17 protein-coding genes are annotated in these 18646 nt (G+C 61.4%); 4 read left to right on the top strand and 13 right to left on the bottom strand.

All coding sequences use genetic code 11. The features are described 5' to 3' along the window. Nucleotides 1-43 precede the first annotated feature (43 nt). A complete protein-coding gene (locus C2846_RS09545; RefSeq protein ID WP_080049252.1) occupies nucleotides 44-742 on the top strand; it encodes a type 2 periplasmic-binding domain-containing protein in 699 nt (232 codons plus the stop codon). Here the strand turns inward: C2846_RS09545 and C2846_RS09540 are convergent. The 6 genes from C2846_RS09540 to C2846_RS09515 form a co-directional block, all read right to left on the bottom strand. Beyond that, nucleotides 739-1980: a heme biosynthesis HemY N-terminal domain-containing protein gene (locus tag C2846_RS09540; RefSeq protein WP_080049251.1), complete on the bottom strand. Its 1242-nt coding sequence runs from the start codon at nucleotides 1978-1980 to the stop codon at nucleotides 739-741. The genes C2846_RS09545 and C2846_RS09540 overlap by 4 nt on opposite strands. Continuing rightward, a complete protein-coding gene (locus tag C2846_RS09535) occupies nucleotides 1980-3140 on the bottom strand; it encodes a uroporphyrinogen-III C-methyltransferase (RefSeq protein ID WP_080049250.1) in 1161 nt (386 codons plus the stop codon). The genes C2846_RS09540 and C2846_RS09535 overlap by 1 nt, the downstream gene beginning before the upstream one ends. 14 nt (nucleotides 3141-3154) lie before the next feature. Beyond that, nucleotides 3155-3913 carry a uroporphyrinogen-III synthase gene (locus C2846_RS09530; RefSeq protein WP_231705577.1) on the bottom strand — a complete coding sequence of 253 codons (759 nt, stop codon included), beginning with the start codon at nucleotides 3911-3913 and terminating at the stop codon, nucleotides 3155-3157. Beyond that, nucleotides 3910-4836 (bottom strand): hydroxymethylbilane synthase, encoded by a 927-nt coding sequence (hemC, locus tag C2846_RS09525; RefSeq protein ID WP_080049249.1) that lies wholly within the window; start codon nucleotides 4834-4836, stop codon nucleotides 3910-3912. Before hemC ends, C2846_RS09530 begins: the two co-directional genes overlap by 4 nt. Before the next feature lie 78 nt (nucleotides 4837-4914). Further along, entirely contained in the window at nucleotides 4915-5664 is a 750-nt protein-coding gene (locus C2846_RS09520) for a LytR/AlgR family response regulator transcription factor (RefSeq protein WP_080049248.1), read from the bottom strand. Between the two features lie 3 nt (nucleotides 5665-5667). Continuing rightward, a complete protein-coding gene (locus C2846_RS09515) occupies nucleotides 5668-6747 on the bottom strand; it encodes a sensor histidine kinase (protein ID WP_080049247.1) in 1080 nt (359 codons plus the stop codon). Nucleotides 6748-6839: 92 nt separating this feature from the next. On the opposite strand from C2846_RS09515, the gene argH reads away from it, so the two are divergent. Continuing rightward, entirely contained in the window at nucleotides 6840-8234 is a 1395-nt protein-coding gene (gene argH, locus C2846_RS09510; RefSeq protein ID WP_080049246.1) for an argininosuccinate lyase, read from the top strand. Between the two features lie 81 nt (nucleotides 8235-8315). Here argH and C2846_RS09505 read toward each other — a convergent pair whose 3' ends face one another. From C2846_RS09505 to C2846_RS09475, 7 genes are all read right to left on the bottom strand, one after another. Beyond that, a complete protein-coding gene (locus C2846_RS09505; RefSeq protein ID WP_080049245.1) occupies nucleotides 8316-9653 on the bottom strand; it encodes a hypothetical protein in 1338 nt (445 codons plus the stop codon). 128 nt (nucleotides 9654-9781) lie between these two features. After that, entirely contained in the window at nucleotides 9782-10879 is a 1098-nt protein-coding gene (gene aguA, locus C2846_RS09500) for an agmatine deiminase (RefSeq protein WP_080049244.1), read from the bottom strand. Nucleotides 10880-10881: 2 nt separating this feature from the next. After that, entirely contained in the window at nucleotides 10882-11760 is an 879-nt protein-coding gene (aguB, locus tag C2846_RS09495) for an N-carbamoylputrescine amidase (protein WP_080049243.1), read from the bottom strand. 199 nt (nucleotides 11761-11959) lie between these two features. Then, on the bottom strand, nucleotides 11960-12721 hold the full coding sequence (locus tag C2846_RS09490) for a M90 family metallopeptidase (RefSeq protein WP_080049242.1): 762 nt from the start codon (nucleotides 12719-12721) through the stop codon (nucleotides 11960-11962). After that, entirely contained in the window at nucleotides 12721-13353 is a 633-nt protein-coding gene (locus C2846_RS09485) for a TetR/AcrR family transcriptional regulator (RefSeq protein WP_080049241.1), read from the bottom strand. Before C2846_RS09485 ends, C2846_RS09490 begins: the two co-directional genes overlap by 1 nt. Nucleotides 13354-13365: 12 nt before the next feature. Beyond that, nucleotides 13366-14631, bottom strand: coding sequence for an NAD(P)/FAD-dependent oxidoreductase (locus C2846_RS09480; RefSeq protein WP_080049240.1), 1266 nt, complete (start codon nucleotides 14629-14631; stop codon nucleotides 13366-13368). A 142-nt stretch (nucleotides 14632-14773) separates the two neighbouring features. Continuing rightward, on the bottom strand, nucleotides 14774-16198 hold the full coding sequence (locus tag C2846_RS09475) for a glutamine synthetase family protein (RefSeq protein ID WP_080049239.1): 1425 nt from the start codon (nucleotides 16196-16198) through the stop codon (nucleotides 14774-14776). A 272-nt stretch (nucleotides 16199-16470) separates the two neighbouring features. On the opposite strand from C2846_RS09475, the gene C2846_RS09470 reads away from it, so the two are divergent. Both C2846_RS09470 and C2846_RS09465 read left to right on the top strand, forming a co-directional pair. Continuing rightward, the gene (locus tag C2846_RS09470) at nucleotides 16471-17232 is read left to right on the top strand and encodes a gamma-glutamyl-gamma-aminobutyrate hydrolase family protein (protein WP_080049238.1); all 762 of its coding nucleotides are present in this window, start codon (nucleotides 16471-16473) and stop codon (nucleotides 17230-17232) included. A 7-nt stretch (nucleotides 17233-17239) separates the two neighbouring features. After that, nucleotides 17240-18586, top strand: a complete 1347-nt coding sequence (locus C2846_RS09465) for a glutamine synthetase family protein (protein ID WP_080049237.1) — start codon at nucleotides 17240-17242, stop codon at nucleotides 18584-18586. Nucleotides 18587-18646: the final 60 nt, after the last annotated feature.

Raw genomic sequence — 18646 nt, 5'->3', positions numbered from 1 at the left:
GAAGCCCACGCCATTTGACAGTATACGGACAGACTGACAACGCATGCGCCTGATCAGATCATTGCCTCTGCTGCTTCTGATGCTGGGCCTGAGTCCTGGCCTTCTGGCCCAGGGCAACCAGTTGAACCTGACCAGCCTGAACTGGCCACCGTACAGCGCCGAGTCTCTGCCTGGCCAGGGCAGCATCACCAGCCGGATTCGCCAAGCGCTGGCCAACTATGACCTTGATCTGGCAGTTCGTTTCCTGCCCTGGAACCGGGCGGTAAAGCAGGCGACCGAAGACCCCCACTACCTGGGCTACTATCCCGAATACCTGTCCCCGAATTCTGACTGCCTGTACTCCAAGGCTCTGGGTACCAGCTCGCTGGGCCTGGCCTACCATAGTGACCAGGCCCTGCACTGGGAAACGCTGGAGGATCTAAGCCCCTACCGGATCGGCGTGGTCAGCGGTTATCACCAAACCCCGGCCTTTGATCAGCAGGTCGCGGCAGGCCTGCTACAGGTCGAAGAAGGGGTCAACGACCAGATCAACCTGCTCAAGTTACTGTATCGGCGAGTTGATTTGGTAGTGGTCGATCGTGAGGTCATGCGGCACTGGCAGAATCAGCTACCAAGCCTGCGCCGGGCCCGAGACCAGTTACAGTTTCACCCCCGACTACTGGGTGAGTTGAGCCTGCATGTCTGCTTCAACAACACCCAGGCCGGCCGCGCCGCCCGAGACAAGCTGGACCGTCAACTTTAGGCCGAACGCGACTTGGGCGTAGGCAGTTGCGGCAGATCGTGCAGCATCAGCTCAAAGCCCTCCTGCAGCGTACGCTGACTGGCCTGGTGCTCACCGATATGCTCCAGCATGCGCGCCAGCTCGGCGCAGGTCTGAATATCCTTGCGACTGGCAAAGCTGGCCTCCAGATACTCTCGAGCCTTGCCCCACAGGCTGTTACGCAGGGCCAGGCGGCCAAGCGCCAGCAACAGGGTCGGATTATGCGGGTGTTCGGCCAACCAGCGCTCAGCCCCAGCCAACTGCCGTGCAGGATCTTTACCCTGGATCAAACCATAAAGGTGTACCAGCCGGTCGTGATAATGCTGGCGCAGACTCTCGCGCAGCAGTTCCTCAGCTTGCGCCTCTGCCCCGATTGCACGCAGTTGCAGAGCATAGGCCTCAATCAGCGCCGGGTCCTGACGCAACTCCCTGGACAGCTTCTCCCAGACCTGGCTGAGCGGACTGGACTGACCGGCATCCAATTGACGGCTACGCTGACCGGCCTGGCTCAGCAAGGCGACGTAAACCTGATGTTCCAGTGCCTGCTGATCAGTAGCCTTAAGCACCTTGTGCCGGCGCAGGTCCGGCAACAACTGCTCAAGCCGGTCCCAGTCCTCAAGCCGCAGGTAGAGCTGACTCATCAGCTTCAGGGCATAAAGATGCTTGGGATGCTGCTTGCGCAGCCGGGTCAGGGTAGCCAGAGCCTGCTCCAACTGACCACGGGCAATCTGCAGTTGAGCCTGGGTTACCGCGATCGCCACATCGGCCTTGGGATTGCTTTCGTAGGCTTCGCGCAGCAGGCTGTCGCACTCGGCATAATCTTCCATTTCATGCGCAGCCCGGGCGGCGGCCAGATAATTGATCAACGGCAACTCGGCCTGCGGAGCCGAACGCTTGAGCAGACGTAAGGCAGTCGCCCAGTGGCCCTCGGCGAACTCCAGCAAACCCCGGGTAGCGACCTCGTTGGCCCGACGCTGGCGGTTGCGGCGTGACCAGGGATTGATTCGCCGGCCAGAGGCATTGAGCAGGCGAACCAGAGCCCGCAGCAGACCGTACAGCAACCACAGCGCCAGCAGAAAACCGACCCCAACCCAGATACTGGTCTCAATCGACATGTTGCGCCAGGCGATCAGCAGATAGCCAGGATCTTCAGCCACTGCCATGCCCAGCAGCGCGGCGACCAGCAGGACCGCCAGGACTGCCAGATAGCTCTTGCTCATCAGTCAGCCTCCGCGTTACCAGTCGGCAGACTACGGCGACTCTGAATGTAGGCCGCCAGCCCCTGCTGCAGTGGCGCCAGGTCAGGCGGCTCGATACCAACTGGCACATCGATCAGGCCAGCCAACTGGCCCTGCATCGCCCGCACCTGGGGGTTATCCAGCTCAAAGAACTGCTGCAGGATGGCGTCGGCCCGCTCCAAACTATTGCGATAAACCTGACTCTCGCCGCGCAGCGCGGCCCACTGGGCCAGCTCTAGGGTCAGCTGCAGAGTACGCTGCACCCGCTGCATCTCGGCTTCGTCGAGTAGCGGAGTGATCACCTTGCCGCGTTGGAAATCGACCCGCACATAACGTTCCAGACGCATCAACACCCGCTCCCAGCGGTCGCGCCGGGCCAGTCGGTCTTCATACTCGTCTTCCACGGTGACCTCATCCGGGTCGAACACCGGTACCGGGAGCGCGACCAGCCGGCCGACCTGATCACGCAGAGCACTCAGGCGCAGGAACAACCCCGGACGGTCAAGCACTGGCAAAGCATCGAGCTGGGCCTGATAACCGGCCAGTTGCTCGCGCACGGCGAACACGCCGCTATCAGGCTGACTTTGCAGGATTGCATCAACCGCCGTCAGCAACTCACGGGCCGAAGCTACATCCTGAGTGGCCAACAGGCGCAACGACGCCAGACGCAGGAGAAACTCGGCTTCAGCCAGTTTCCAGTCGGCCCGTGCGTCACCCTGCAAGGTCTCCAGACGCTGGCTCAGTGCTTGCTGACTACGCTGCAGATCAGCCAGCAGACGCTCAGATCGCTGCCAGTCGGCCGCTTGCGGAAGGCCTTCCAACCGGCTGGCCAACACCTGCTCATTGTGTTGCTGAAGTTCAGCCAGACGCTCAAGCTGCGCATCCACCGCCACCTGCTCAGCCATGAAAGCCTGAGTCTGATACCAGTGCCAGGCGCTCAGCCCCAGGGCCGCCAACGCTACCAGCAGGGCCAGCATGCCCAACCCGCGTCCACTCTTGCGCTCACTGGCGACAGGCTTGGGTGACGTTTTAGGCGGTTCGGCCTTGCCTGCGCCGGCTACCGGGGCTGTCGTTTTGGCCACCGGCTCGTCCGGCTGCCCCCCTTCCCGGGTTTCCCTGTTGTTCTGATCAGTCGGTTCCACGCTGTTCCCCTATTTCAGCCCAGCGGATGAGCAGCCAACGCCGCTACCACCGCCGCATCATCCGCGCCATGGCACACAATCACATCATCACAGCCCAGGGCCCTGGCCCGTTCGGCCACCCGCGCGCCCGGCACCCAGCAGCGCCAATGGCGCTGCTCTGCCCAGGTTGCACCGGCAGCCTGATGCCAGAACTCCAGCGCCTGGACGCTCAATATCAGTATTCCCCGCACACCGGCCGCCGTCGCAGCCGCCAATTGGCGGGGCAAGTCCGGTACAGGCAAACGCCGATACAGCTCCAGGTAATCCACCGTTCCGCCTGCCGCACGCACCTCGCCGGCCAACAACTCACGGCCACCAACGCCGCGCCAGATCAGCAGCCGCGGCTCAGGCGCGGCCAAGACCGCACGCCACGGCGCCAGACGCATCAGGGCTTCGCTGTCCTGGCCGTCCTGCGGAATATGCACACGCAGGCCATAGGCCTCAAGCTCGGCAGCCGTCGCAGCGCCTACGGCAAACCAGTCGATCCCGACCGGCACCTGGGGCCAGTAGCGATCCAGGCGCTCCAGCCCCAGCCGGGCGGCCACCGGGCTGACTACCATGACTGCCCGATAACGATCCAGTTCCAGCATCAGACTGCGCTGCTCCGGAGTTTCCGGTTCTGGTTCTATATGCAGCAAAGGCATGCTCAGACTACTGATCCCTCGCTGCTCAAGCTGACCGGCCAGGCGCTGGTTATCCGCCTCGGCCCGGGTCAGCAGAACCAATGGCGTCACTGCGCGTAAACCGCGTCCAGAATCGCCTGGGCCCCTTGGGCCAGCAATTGCTCGGCAACCGCCACACCCAGCGCTTCGGGATCCTGCTCATCGCCGCGAGCCTCGGCGCGCAGCAGTTGCTTGCCATCCGGGTCGCCAACCAGCCCACGCAGCCAGAGCTGGCCATTGGCGCGCTCGGCATAACAGGCAATCGGCACCTGGCAGCCACCATTCAAACGCCGGTTCAGCGCCCGCTCAGCACGCACCCGTAGGGCGCTGTCCTGATCATTGAGCGGCGCCAGCAGCGCCTGCAGTTCGAGATCATCGCTGCGGCACTCGATGCCGACCGCGCCCTGGCCACCGGCCGGCAGACTCTCTTCCGGCGGCATGGCGTAGCGAATGCGTTGCTCGAAGCCCAGGCGCATCAGCCCGGCGGCGGCGAGGATAATGGCGTCGTACTCGCCGGCATCCAGCTTGGCCAGCCGGGTGTTGACGTTGCCGCGCAGAAAGCGCACCGCCAGGTCCGGGCGGCGGGCCATCAACTGCGCCTGCCGGCGCAGACTGGAAGTACCGACCACGCTGCCCTCAGGCAGGCTGTCCAGACTGTCAAAATGGTTGGAAACGAAGGCGTCCCGCGGGTCTTCACGCTCACAGATGACATACAGGCCCAACCCCTCGGGGAACGCCATGGGCACATCCTTCATCGAATGCACAGCCAGATCCGCCTCACCCTCAAGCATGGCGGTTTCCAGCTCCTTGACGAACAGTCCCTTGCCGCCGATCTTGGCCAGCGGGGAGTCCAGCAGCTTATCACCCCGACTGACCATGGGGACCAGGCTGACACTCAGCTCAGGATGCAGTTGTTCCAGGCGCGCCTTGACGTATTCGGCCTGCCACAGGGCCAGGGCGCTCTTGCGGGTGGCAATTCGCAGATGTCGAGTCATGGGATTCTCATTCAAAGCCAAGGGGCATGATACGCCATGCCCTGCCCTGCATCCACGCGGGCGGTTGCCGCAGAGATCTCACAGCTTCTCCATCAACTTGCGAACCCCGGGCACATGCCGGCGACTGACCGTCAGGGTTTCCTCGGGCAAGCCCTTGAGATACAGATGAAAGTGGCCAACGGCACTGCGCTGCAAACGCTCGATCCGGGCACGGGCCACCAGCGCATTGCGATGAATCCGGACAAAATAATCGCCAAACTCTTCTTCAAGGGCCTTGAGCGGCTCGTCCAGCAGCACTTCACCACCGCTGTGACGCAGAGTGACGTATTTGTGGTCGGCAATGAAGTACAACACATCCTCGATCGGCACCAACTCCACGCCCTTGCGGGTGCGGGCGCTGATATGACTGCGCACCAGTCCTTCCTCGGCCAAGCCGTTGGACTTGCCAAGACTGGCCAGTTGCATGCGATTGAGCTTCTGCGCCTTGGCCAGCGCCTCAGCCAGCGCCTCACTGCGCACGGGCTTGAGCAGATAGCCCACAGCACTGACATTAAATGCCTCAAGCGCGTACTCACCATGAGCGGTACAGAACACCACCGCGGGTGCGTCATTGAGCTCACATAGCCGGGCGGCCACCTGCAGGCCATCGAGTCCGGGCATGCGAATATCCAGCAAAACGATGTCCGGGTGCTGTTCGCAAACCAGTTGCAGCACCTCATGACCATTACAAGCCATATCCGGCAAAGCACTGTAGCCCGGCATGGCCGACACCAGGCGAGCCAGCCGTTCACGGGCCAGGGGTTCATCATCGGCGATCAGTACTTTCATGCCTCAGTGACTTCTCTGCGATAAATGAGAGGGTTGCTTACAAGCATAGACCAGCTTACTAAAGAAGCGCGGCCCTTGGCGCCAGGCTTCAACCCGCGCCGATGCGCCAAACAGCGCCACCAATCGGGCCCGGATATTATCCAGCGCCATCCGCGCCCCCTGATGGCTGTCATCCTGTAATGGACAACTGTTTGAGACTTCCAGTTCGACCTGTCCGTCATGCCAGTGGCCGCTGATCCTGATATCGCCACCGCTGACGCTGGGCTGCAAGCCATGCAGGATAGCGTTCTCCAGCAGCGGCTGCAGAGTCAGTAGAGGCATGGGGGTGTCCGGCGGCAGTTGCTCGACCTGCCAGTCCACCTTGAGCCGGTCACCCAGGCGATATTGTTCGATACGCAAGTAGCCTTCGCACAGCCGCCGCTCAGCCGCCCAGTCGGCCAGCCCGTCGGCGTCGGACAGATTGGCCCGGAACAGATCGGACAGATCCAGCACTGCGTTTTCCGCCTTGCGTGGGTCAGAGTCAATCAGACTGACAATGCTGTTCAGACTGTTAAACAGGAAATGCGGGCGAATACGCGATTGCAGCGCCTGCAACCGGGCCCGGGTCTCGGCCTGGTTCTGGCGCTGCCACTGCTGTTGCAGGTAAAAGTAGCGTAGCAGCAGGCTGGTCATGATCAGTGCAATCACGCCATGGCGCAGCAATTGCTCGGGCTGCCAGCGCAATGGGCCGAGCATGCCCTGCTGCAGCCACTCGCCAAGAATGGTAAACGCAAGGGTCAGACCAATGACCACCGCATAACAGACCGCAATCGCCAGCCCCAGAGCCCGGCGCTGCATCCAGCCGCGCAGCCGGCACAGTACCGCCGCCGACAACAGCACTATCCATTGCACGAACAGCGAAGCCATGGCCAATCCAAGCCAGTCGAAACCACCGGTTGCCGGTTGCGCCAGCACCCACAACAGCACCACCAGCTCGGCCAGCACCACCAGGGTGAAGACCGCCAAAGATGAGCACAGATCGGGGAGGAAAAAATCCTCCCCGACATAGGGCTGTTTGAGCAGTTTCCAGAATCCGTTCGCCATTCGCGCAGTGTCCGCCAGCCGGGCGCCCTCGCGCAAGCCTGAAGTGGTATGCTATGGCGCTTTCATCCAGTGTAATGCGGGATCTTCCGGACATGAGCCAAGACAAGACAACCAACCAATCCTGGGGCGGCCGCTTCAGCGAGCCGGTCGACGCCTTCGTCGCCCGTTTCACCGCCTCGGTGGACTTCGATCAACGCCTGTACAAACACGACATCCAGGGCTCGATCGCCCATGCAACCATGCTTTGCAAGGTTGGCGTGCTGAGCGAAGCCGAGCGCAACGCGATCATCGACGGGCTGACCGAGATTCAGGCCGAGATCGAGGCCGGGCAGTTCGACTGGCGGGTGGATCTGGAAGACGTGCACATGAACATCGAGGCGCGCCTGACCGCGCGTATCGGCATCACCGGCAAAAAACTGCACACCGGCCGTTCGCGCAACGACCAGGTCGCCACTGATATCCGTTTGTGGCTGCGCGAAGAAATTGATGTCATCGTCACCGAGCTCGAACGCCTGCAGCGCGGCCTGCTGGATCAGGCCGAGCAGCACGCGGCAGTGATCATGCCCGGCTTCACTCATCTGCAAACCGCTCAACCGGTCACTTTCGGCCACCACCTGCTGGCCTGGTTCGAAATGCTCCAGCGCGACCGTGAGCGCCTGCAGGACTGCCGCAAGCGGGTCAACCGCATGCCGCTGGGCTCGGCGGCATTGGCCGGCACCACCTACCCGATTGATCGCAGCATCACCTGCGAACTGCTGGGTTTTGAGGCTGTCTCGGGCAACTCGCTGGACGGCGTTTCCGACCGCGATTTTGCCATCGAATTCTGCGCCGCTGCTGCCCTGGCGATGATGCACCTGTCGCGCTTCTCCGAAGAGCTGGTGCTATGGACCAGCGCCCAGTTCAACTTCATCGAACTGCCCGACCGCTTCTGCACCGGCTCTTCGATCATGCCGCAGAAGAAAAATCCCGATGTGCCGGAGCTGGTACGCGGCAAATCCGGCCGGGTTTACGGCCACCTGATGGGCCTGCTGACTCTGATGAAGAGCCAGCCACTGGCCTACAACAAGGACAATCAGGAAGACAAGGAACCGCTGTTCGATGCGGTCGACACTCTGCGCGACAGCTTGCGCGCCTTCGCCGACATGATCCCGGCGATCAAGCCGCGCGTGGACGTGATGCGCGAGGCGGCACGGCGTGGCTTCTCCACCGCTACCGACCTGGCTGACTACCTGGTGCGCAAGGGCATCCCGTTCCGCGACTGCCACGAGATCGTCGGCCACGCGGTGAAATACGGAGTGGACAGCGGCAAGGATCTGGCCGAGATGAGCCTGGATGAGCTGCGCCGCTTCAGCGACCAGATCGGCGAGGATGTATTCGAAGTGCTGACTCTGGAAGGCTCGGTCAATGCCCGCGACCATATCGGCGGCACCGCACCGGCTCAGGTGCTGGCGGCGGTAGGCCGTGGACGGCAACTTCTGGCGGGCTGAGTAACGCGCCGCCCTGGCCAGTCGCTTCGCGGCGGGCCAGGGCGTTCAGATAGCACCGGGCAAATAGCCTCGGTCGCTCGTTTAGCGCGCCTCAACCAATAACAGATAATCGCCACTACCCGAATTACCGTAGGCCGAGCCGATCAGTTGATAGTCGCCCGGCTCAAGATGCAGGTTCAGACCAGCATTGGTCCCACCGGCACCATCATCATCCTCTTCCTGACGACCATTGCCCTCCAGCTTGAGATAGGCATCGAAGGCACTTGAGTACAGCTCAATGCGATAGCTGCCAGCCTCGCTGATACGCAGCGTGGTGGTCGCCGTACGGCCATTGCTCAGAGACCCGGCCACGGCATCCCCCGGCCGCACCAGACTACCGACCGAACGCACCGGGCTCAGGCTGCTGCTCAGGGTAAACAGGCCGCTGTCGCTGCCGACACTGGAGGCCTTGACGCTGTAGCTGCCCGGCTCAACCAGGGTAACGATCTGGGCGTCATAGCCCTGGCCGGCACCGTCATCGTCGGTCACGTTCAGCCCCTGACCTTCAAGTTGCAGGTAGCTGTCGACCTCAACCGAACTCATGCGCAAACGCAGCATGCCGCGGCTGGGCACATTCAGGCTGTAGGTCCGCGCCTCGCTGGTAGCCAGGCCAGTGATTTCATCACCCAGACGCAAGGCGCCCTCATTGACCAGCACCAGATCGGCCGGCAACGTCCGGCGATTCAATGCCAGGCTGTAGACACCCGCTTCCGAGTCACCCCAACTACCGGCGATAACCTGATAACTACCGGCCTGCAACAGGGTCGACAGCCGAGAGTTGGTGCCAGTGCCGCCATCGTCATCCTCCAGCTCCAGGCCATTGCCCTGCAGCTTCAGCACTGCGTCGAACTCATCGGAATCCAGCGTCAGCTCGTACAGGCCGGCCTCGCTGACCGTCAACTGATATTGGTTGGCACTGCCCGTCAGCACCCCGTGGATCGGCTCACCCACGACCAGCTCACCCTGATTGTGCGGGATCACCGGCTCCAGGGTCAGACGAAAGGGGCCATAGGCACTACTGTCGGCACCGCTGACAGTCAGGGTGTAGCGTCCATCGGCAGGCGGCGTCAGGTACAGCGTTCCGGGGCGCGGGCCATTGATCAGTTGTTGCTGCTGGTCGAGCAAAGTGAACACCGGGGCGCTCAGCGCACCTTCCTGGCTGACCCGGATCATTTCGCCCTGACGCAGATTGAGAGTAAAGCTCTGGTAGCGCGTACCGTCCTTGTGGTTAACGGCGCTGCGCGTGGTGATTTCACCAGCCAGCGTCCTGACACCATCTGCCGGGGTGGTAGCTGTTTGAGTCACGGCACAACCGGACAACGCCAGACCAAGAACCAGAGTGCCTAGCGGAGCAAAACGAAAGAGGGATATGGAGTGCATGCTAATCCTTACAATGCAAGATACTGGTCCGCTCTTGGACCTGAACAGCGCCACACCGAACGGGGTGGCGCTGGCAACACGGGGCTGGCCCCGGCCTGACTATAACCGAATTCAGGACCGGGGTGGTGTCAAGGCTGAGGTTGTTGCTGAGTAATACAGTGGATATTGCCGCCGCCGAGCAGAATTTCCCGCCCCGGAACCATCACGACCCGGCGTTCGGGAAACAGCTGGGCCAATATCTCGCGGGCCTGTTCATCGGCGGGATCAGCAAAACTGGGGGCGACGATGCCACCGTTGACGATCAGGAAGTTGACATAGGACCCGGCCAGGCGGATCGACGGATCACGCGGCTGAGTGCCGACTACCCGATCCACCCCGGCGCACTCTTCGGCCGAGGCCTGCAGCGGCCCAGGAATCGGCATCCGATGCACCAACAGCTCCCGGCCCCTTGCATCGCGACTGGCCTGCAACACCTTGAGCGCAGCCTGGCAACGCGGATAGTTGGGATCAGCCTCGTCATCGGTCCAGGCCAGCAGCACTTCACCGGGCCGCACGAAGCAGCAGAAATTGTCGACGTGCCCGTCAGTCTCGTCGTTGTAAAGCCCCTGCGGCAACCAGATCACCTTGTCGATGCCCAGGTAGTCGCTGAGCCGCAGCTCAATCTCCTCGCGCACCAGATGCGGGTTGCGGTTGGGATTGAGCAGGCATTCCTCGGTGGTAATCAGCGTACCCTCGCCATCCACATGAATGGCGCCACCCTCCAACACAAAACCGTCAGTACGGTAGCGCGGGCAGCGCTCCAGCCCGAGGATCTTGCCGGCCACCTGATCGTCACGCTGCCAGGGCCAATACAAGCCGCCATTGAAGCCGCCCCAGGCGTTGAAGGTCCAGTCGACGCCACGCAACCCGCCCTGACCATTGATGACAAAGGTCGGCCCGGTATCGCGTACCCAGGCATCGTCACTGCTCATCTCCAGTACCCGAATTCCCGGATGGTCGAGCTGAGCGCAGGCATTTTCGTACTGGCCGGCGGAGACGCAGACACTGACCGGCTCGAATCCGGCAATCGCCTTGGCTACTTCGGCAAACGCCGCCTGAGCCGGCTTGGCCCCAAGTCGCCAATTGTCCGGGCGCTCTGGCCAGACCATCCAGGTCTGGCCGTGCGGCGCCCATTCGGCGGGCATGTAAAAGCCATCGGCCCGCGGGGTGGAATGCAGGGTATACATGTTCAGGACTCCAGCGAACCATCCAGGGTCTTGATCGGCCCGTACAGATTTGGCCGACGATCACGGAATACACCCCAGGCGCTGCGGATATGTTCCAGCTGATCGAGATCGAACTGCTGGACCAGCACGCCCTCCTCGGTCTGGTTCAGCTCCTGAACCTTCTCGCCCAACTGGTTGGCAATAAAGGAAGAGCCGTAGAAGCTGATGTCGTAATCGCCCTGAACCTCCTTGCCGATCCGGTTGCTGGCCACCAACGGCATCAGGTTGGCACCGGCATGGCCCTGCTGGACCCGCTGCCAATGCTCCCGGGAATTGATGTTCGGGTCATGCGGTTCGGTGCCGATCGCAGTCGGATAGAACAATACTTCCGCGCCCAGCAGCGCCATCGCCCGGGCGCATTCGGGGAACCACTGGTCCCAGCAAATCCCGACCCCAATCCGTGCATAGCGGGTATCCCAGACCTTGAACCCGGTATCGCCGGGGTTGAAGTAGTACTTTTCGTGATAACCCGGGCCGTCGGGAATATGGCTTTTGCGGTAGACCCCAAGGTTGCGTCCATCGGCATCGATGATCGCAATGCTGTTGAACCGGGCCCGACCGGCCAGCTCGAAGAAACTGATCGGCAGCACTACTTCCAGCTCCCGGGCCAGTTGCTGGAAATGCGCAATAGCCGGATTTTCATCGACTGTGGTCGCTAGTTGCAGGTAGTCGGCATTGGGTTTCTGGCAGAAATACGGAGTCTCGAACAACTCCTGAATCAGGATGATCTGCGCCCCCTTGGCGGCGGCCTCACGCACCAGGCGTTCGGCTTTGGCGATATTGTCCTGACGATCCCAGCTACAACTCATCTGGGTGGCGGCAACGCTGACGAGACGAGACATGACAGACTCCTAGGTGAGAGGATTTCAACCTTTATATTCGATAAATATCTGCCTTACAAGCTAAAAAACACACTACAGCTTTCAAGTGACAAAAAAATGCCGATTTTTATCTGCAAAAAACCTGATCTGCTGCATTCAGAATAGTCGCTAAGGCCGCGTACGCCGAACCGAGCAACAGGCCAGTAAATCGCGTCGGGCACTACCGCGGTTGCTGGCGGTAAAACGCGCACAGATGCTGATAGACCCGCGGCCAGGCCTGATGCAAGGGTGCGGGGTTTTCAAAGAAACTTTCCGAGAGTACCGCGAAGAACTCGGCCGGATCTTCCAGAGCGTATTCGTCGACCGGCAGCCAGTCGCCCTGCTCAGCTCGCCGGGCCAGATCATCCCAGGCGGCCTGCATATCGCGCTGCCAGGCATCGGCATCCATCCCGGCATGCAGCGGTGGCGCGCCATTGGCGCCGGACTGGCGCATATCCAGGGTATGCGCCAACTCATGGATTACCACGTTGTAGCCCTGGCCCTGACCAGAGGCCAGGACATCGGCCAGAGACAACACCACCGGCCCGCGCTCCCAGGCTTCGCCGCTGCGTTCACTGAGTTCCTCATGGACCACGCCAGCCTCGTCCATCCACTGGTGCTCGGTAACAAACGGCCCGTCATAAATGATCAGAGTGTGCCAGCCGGCATACCAGTCCAGGCCCAACTCCAGCACCGGCAACGCCGCCATGCCAGCAATTCGCAGGCGCAACCGGTCATCCAGCTCGGCGCCCTGCACGGCCACCAGATGCTTGCGCAGCAGAAAGCGCAGAGCCAGATCCTGCAGACGCTGGCGCTGCGGGGCCGGCAAACGTTGCCAGGCCGGCCAGTCACCCAGCGCCCGTTGCCAATCCTGCGGCCCGACCTGCAAACGGGCCAGACGCTGATTTTCGCGCCAGAGCTTCCAGCGCCGCCACAGCCCCATCAGTCAGCTCGCACCGGCGCCAACAGCGGCGGCAGATACAGGCCCAGATAGGCCAGCATCATGCGGGTCGCTTCCTGACACATGGCTGGCGTCAGGCGCCCGTGCTGCTGGTAATCGACCGCCAGCAGCTTGTCCGCTGCCTGCATGGCCAGGGTAAAGATATCAACCTGCTCCGGCAGCACCGGCAGCTGAAAATGACGCTCCAGGCATACCCGCAGGCTATCGCCCAACTGCCGGTCATGCTGGCGGTCGGCCTGACGGATCGCCGCCAACTCATAGGCACCGAGGATCAGTTCACAGGCTGCCGGATGGGTTTGGTAGTAGTGCTGAAAACGCGCCTCCAACTGCTCGACCAGCGCCATCCAGGTGGCAGGAGCCGGCTGCTGGAACGGTGCATTCAGCACTTCATCCAGCTCGGCAAACACCCGCATAGCCAAAGCCGCCAGCACATCACCCAACTGCGGGAAGAAGTGATAGACCGATGAAGGTGGTATCTCGGCCTCCTCGGCGATGGTGTAGATCGACAGCTCCGCCAGGCTCTGGCGGCTGAGCAGGCGCACAGTAGCATCGAGAATCCGTTCGATCCGATCCTGGCTGCTGGCTCGACGTTTCGGGACTTTGGGCTTGGTCATGGTTTGGCCGCTTTATCGCATATCGCGCAGACGATACCACAGCAAGGCCAAAGCCCGGACCGCCACCTGCAACGGTGCCCCCGGCGGCACCAGCGGATGCCGCAGCCGGGCAAACAGATCAAAGCCCTGAGCCCGGCCGATCAATGCCTGGGCCACTAATTGTCCGGCCAGCCCAGCCAGCGCCACCCCCTGCCCCGAATAACCTTGGGCAAACAGCACCCGGCTGCCGATGCGGCCAAACTGCGGCGCCTTGGTGGCGGTCATCGCCACCTGACCGCCCCACAGATATTCGAAGTCCTGCTCGGCCAGCGCCGGAAATACCTGCGCCATGCGTGTGCGCATGACCGCCCGCAAGCGGTTCGGATGGCCGTCGCGGGCACTGGCCCGGCCACCGAACAGCAGCCGGTTGTCGGCAGTCAGGCGGTAATAGTCGATCAGATGGTTCATATCGCAGACCGCCGCGCGCGACGGAATCAGTTGTCCGGCCAGATCTCCGAGCGGCGCCGTGGCACCGATATAGCTGCCGATCGGCATGAAGCGTCGCTGGGTCCAGGGCAACAGCTTTCCGACATAGGCATTGCCGGCCAGAATCAGTTGCTCGGCCCGTACCTGCCCGTGCGAGCTGCGTACAGTCACCCCCAGAGCATCCTGCTGCCAGTCCAGCACCCTTGAGCGCTCAAACAGCTCGGCACCGCACGCCTGCGCCGCACGCGCCAGGCCCAATAGATAATTGAGTGGATGCAGGTCACCACCCCCCCAGTCCATGACCCCGGCCTGATAATCGGCGCGCAGCAACTGCTGCAGACTGGCCCGGTCATAAAACTCCAGCTGCTGGTAATCCAGCGCCTGCAACGAGGCCTGCCATTGCTGCAGTTCATCGACCTGGCGGAGTTTGTTGGCCACCAGCAGGATGCCGGCCTTCAAATCACAGTCAATGGCATGCTCGGCCACCCGCCGGCGCAACAGTTCAACCCCCTCGACCGACAAGGCCCAGACCTTGCGCGCATCGGCCGCGCCCAGTTGACGCACCAGGGTTGCATAGTCACAGGCCGGCCCGGGGTTGATCTGTCCGCCATTGCGCCCGGAGCAGCCCCAGCCGATCTGCTCGGCCTCCAGCAGGATGACCCGGCGCCCGGCCTGGGCCAGTTCCAGCGCTGCCGAGACCCCGGTAAAGCCACCGCCGACGATACAGACGTCGGCGCGGCGCTCGCCGCTGAGCGCTGGATGCGCCGGTGCTGAATGGGCACTGGCCTGATACCAGGTAGGTTGAGCGATCATAGGTTTTTCCTTGAGCAAACGATTAAGGAAACACTGATTAAATCAGTTTTGGTGTTGGCCCCAAGCAATGGCACGGACCATCCGGGGGGACACAAAAATCCCGCCACGCAGGCGGGATTTTCGTATCAGCAGCAGGCCACACTCAGACCGTATGCAGATACCACATATACTCCAGATCAGAGATGGTTTTCTCGAACTCGTCCAGCTCGCTTTCCTTGCACAGCTCGAACACGTCCAGATACTCCTCGCCGATGTAGGCCTTCATCACCTCGGAGTTTTCCAACTCCCGCAGCGCATCACGCAGGTTGGTTGGCAGCGACACCTCGTGCTGCTCGTAGGCATTGCCCTCAGTCATCTCTGGCGGTTCGATCTTGTTGCTGATGCCGTAGTGGATGGCGCTGAGCAGCGCGGCCATGAGCAGATAAGGGTTGGCATCGGCACCGGCCAGGCGATGCTCGATCCGCATCGCTTCCGGCTCGCCACCGGGCACCCGAACTGCCACGGTACGGTTGTCGATCCCCCAGGTCGGCGCACAGGGCACATAGAAGCCGGCACTGAAACGGCGGTAGGAATTCACGTTCGGGCACAGGAACGCCATGTACTGCGGCAGGCACTCGAGCAGACCACCAATCGACCAGCGCAGCAGATCACTCAGACTGCCATCGGGATTGGGCGCGAACACATTGCGGCCATCCTTGTCGACCAGGCTGATGTGCACATGCATGCCATTGCCTGCCTGATCGTAATAAGGCTTGGCCATAAAGGTGGTGTCCATCTCGTGATCATAGGCCACGCTCTTGATCACCCGCTTGAGCAAGACGTTGTAGTCACAAGCCTTCACCGGATCATCGACGTGATGCAGGTTGACCTCGAACTGACCAGGCGCCGATTCGGCGACGATGGCGTCAGCGGGGATGCCCTGTTCGTGGGCAGCTTCGATGACGTCCTCGAGAAACTCGGCGTACTCATCCAGATCATCCATCGAGTAGACCTGAACCGAGTTGGGGCGCTTGCCGGAAATAGGGGAACGGGGGGGCTGAGGGCGACCGGTAATGTTCTCTTGGTCGATCAGGTAAAACTCCAACTCAAAAGCTGAAACAATTTTCAGGTCAAACTCTTCGAAGCGTTGGGCGATGCGTTGCAGGACATAACGGGGATCAGCGAAGAAGGGCGTCGTTCGATCCAGCTCGAACATGGTCATCAGCAACTGTCCGGTTGGACGCTTCTGCCAGGGCTCGATGCTCAGCGTCCCGGGGATTGGCATACAAATGCGATCAGCATCACCGATTTCCAACCCCAGCCCGGTTTCTTCAACCGTTGTGCCCTGAATGTTCAGGGCAAAGATCGAAGCCGGCAGGGCAATGCCCTTTTCATAGGCCTTGACCAGGGCGGAGCGGTCGATGCGCTTGCCGCGCACGATGCCGTTCATATCGGCGATCAATAGATCGATGAAGTGGATTTCCGGATGCTTGGCGAGGAACGCCTCAGCTTCCTGGACACTGGCAGGCTTGATGGCGGCTGCGACAGCCTTCACTGCGGTAGCGTCCGTTCCGGCTTGGGCTTGCATGGTTTGTCACCTGTTATTTGTAAAATATATCAATCACGTTAGCTCTAAGATGAGAGTAAATCCGAAAGGCCTTGGGGAGTCAATAGAGCCGCACCCGCCCAATCGCGGTGCACACTGCACCATTTAGGCCCATTAGGATCCCTAACACTCACGGCAAAGCGGTTTTATCTGTCAAAAAAAACGGGCTTTGTGTTAATTATTTTTTATTGCTATTGTGTAAAAAATCGAACAACAATGACGTCATGTCAGATATACAACACAGACTCAGCATCATGTCCACGACACGCAAACCCCTTATCGGCATCTCCTGTTGCACCGACCAGCTTGGCCTTCACCCGTTCCACATCGTCGGTGAGAAATACATTCTCGGCGTGGTCGATGGTGCCGGCGGCCTGCCTCTGCTGATCCCGGCACTGGGCGAGCGCCTGGATGCCGAGCAACTGCTCGATAATCTTGACGGACTGCTGTTCACCGGCTCGCCCTCGAATGTCGAACCGCATCACTATCAGGGCCCAGCCAGTGTCGAGGGCACCAAACATGATCCCAAACGCGATGCCACCAACCTGCCGCTGATCAAGCGCGCCGTCGAGCGCGGCATCCCGGTGCTGGGTATCTGTCGCGGTTTTCAGGAAATGAATGTCGCCTTTGGCGGCAGCCTGCACCAGCGCCTGCACGAAGTCGGTGGATTCATCGAGCATCGTGAAGACAAGGAGCAGCCAGTTGATGTCCAATATGGGTTGTCCCACGAGGTTCAGATCGAACCGGGAGGACTACTCTATGAACTGTCAGGCCGCAACTCGGCACAGGTCAACTCCCTGCATACCCAGGGCGTGGACCAGCTGGCGCCCGGATTGCGGCCCGAAGCAACTGCGCCCGATGGACTGATCGAAGCCTTTTCGGTCAGCCAAGCTCCCAACTTCGCGCTGGGCGTGCAATGGCATCCAGAGTGGAAGGTCACGAAAAACCCCTTCTACCTGTCGATATTCAAGGCGTTTGGCGACGCCTGCCGGGCACGTGCAGCCAGGCACTCCTGAGGATTGTATGGACAAGATTGAAGCATGGCTCAAGGAACACAAGATCACTGAGGTGGAATGCATGGTCTCGGATTTGACCGGCATTGCCCGCGGCAAGATCGCGCCGACGATGAAATTCATCTCGGAAAAAGGCATGCGCCTGCCCGAAAGCATTCTGTTGCAGTCGGTGACCGGTGACTACGTCGAAGATGACATCTATTACGAGCTGCTCGACCCGGCCGACATCGACATGGTCTGCAAGCCGGATGAAAGCGCCATCTATCTGGTGCCGTGGGCTATCGAGCCAACCGCACAGATCATCCACGACTGCTATGACAAGATGGGCAACCCCATCGACATGTCACCGCGCAACATCCTGAAGAAAGTGCTCAAGATGTATGCCGACAAGGGCTGGCAGCCACTGGTGGCGCCGGAGATGGAGTTCTACCTGACCCGCCGCAACGAGGACCCGGACCTGCCGCTGCAGCCGCCGATCGGACGTTCCGGACGCCAGGAAACCGGCCGGCAGTCGTTCTCGATCGACGCTGCCAACGAATTCGATCCGCTGTTCGAAGACATGTACGACTGGTGTGAGGCCCAGGGCCTGGATCTGGATACCCTGATCCACGAAGAAGGCACCGCGCAGATGGAGATCAACTTCCGTCACGGCGACCCACTGTCACTGGCCGACCAGATCCTGGTGTTCAAGCGCACCATGCGCGAGGCTGCACTCAAGCACGACATGACCGCCACCTTCATGGCCAAGCCGATCACCAACGAGCCGGGCAGCGCCATGCACCTGCACCAGAGCATCATCGACCGCAAGAGTGGCAAGAACGTGTTCTCCAATGCCGACGGCACCATGAGCGAACTGTTCTTGCATCACATCGGCGGCCTGCAGCGTTTCATCCCCGAGGTGTTGCCGCTGTTCGCCCCGAACGTCAACTCATTCCGCCGCTTCCTGCCCGACACCTCGGCACCGGTCAACGTCGAATGGGGTGAGGAGAACCGCACTGCCGGCCTGCGCGTGCCGGACTCCGATCCGCAGAACCGCCGGGTCGAGAACCGCCTGGCCGGGGCCGACGCCAACCCCTATATCGCCATTGCCGCCAGCCTGCTGTGCGGCTACCTGGGCATGGTCAGCAAGATCACCCCATCGGCGCCGGTCAAGGGCCGTGCCTATGAGCGCCGCAACCTGCGCCTGCCGCTGACCCTGGAGTCGGCACTGGAGCGCATGGAGCAGTGTCACGAGGTCCAGGAAGTGCTGGGCGAGAAGTTCTGCCGTGGCTATGTCGCGGTCAAGCGGGTCGAGCACGAAAACTACAAACGTGTAATCAGTTCCTGGGAACGTGAGTTCCTGCTGCTGAGCGTATAAATAGAAGCGCCCGGGCCGGGCGCGGTTGAAGGCAACTTGCCGGCGTATCGCCCTGGGCCG

The organism is Pseudomonas jilinensis, assembly GCF_003586265.1.
Taxonomy (GTDB): Bacteria; Pseudomonadota; Gammaproteobacteria; order Pseudomonadales; family Pseudomonadaceae; genus Halopseudomonas; species Halopseudomonas phragmitis.
Note: the sequence above shows the minus strand (reverse complement) of the source record. Positions and strands in the feature narration are given on the sequence as shown.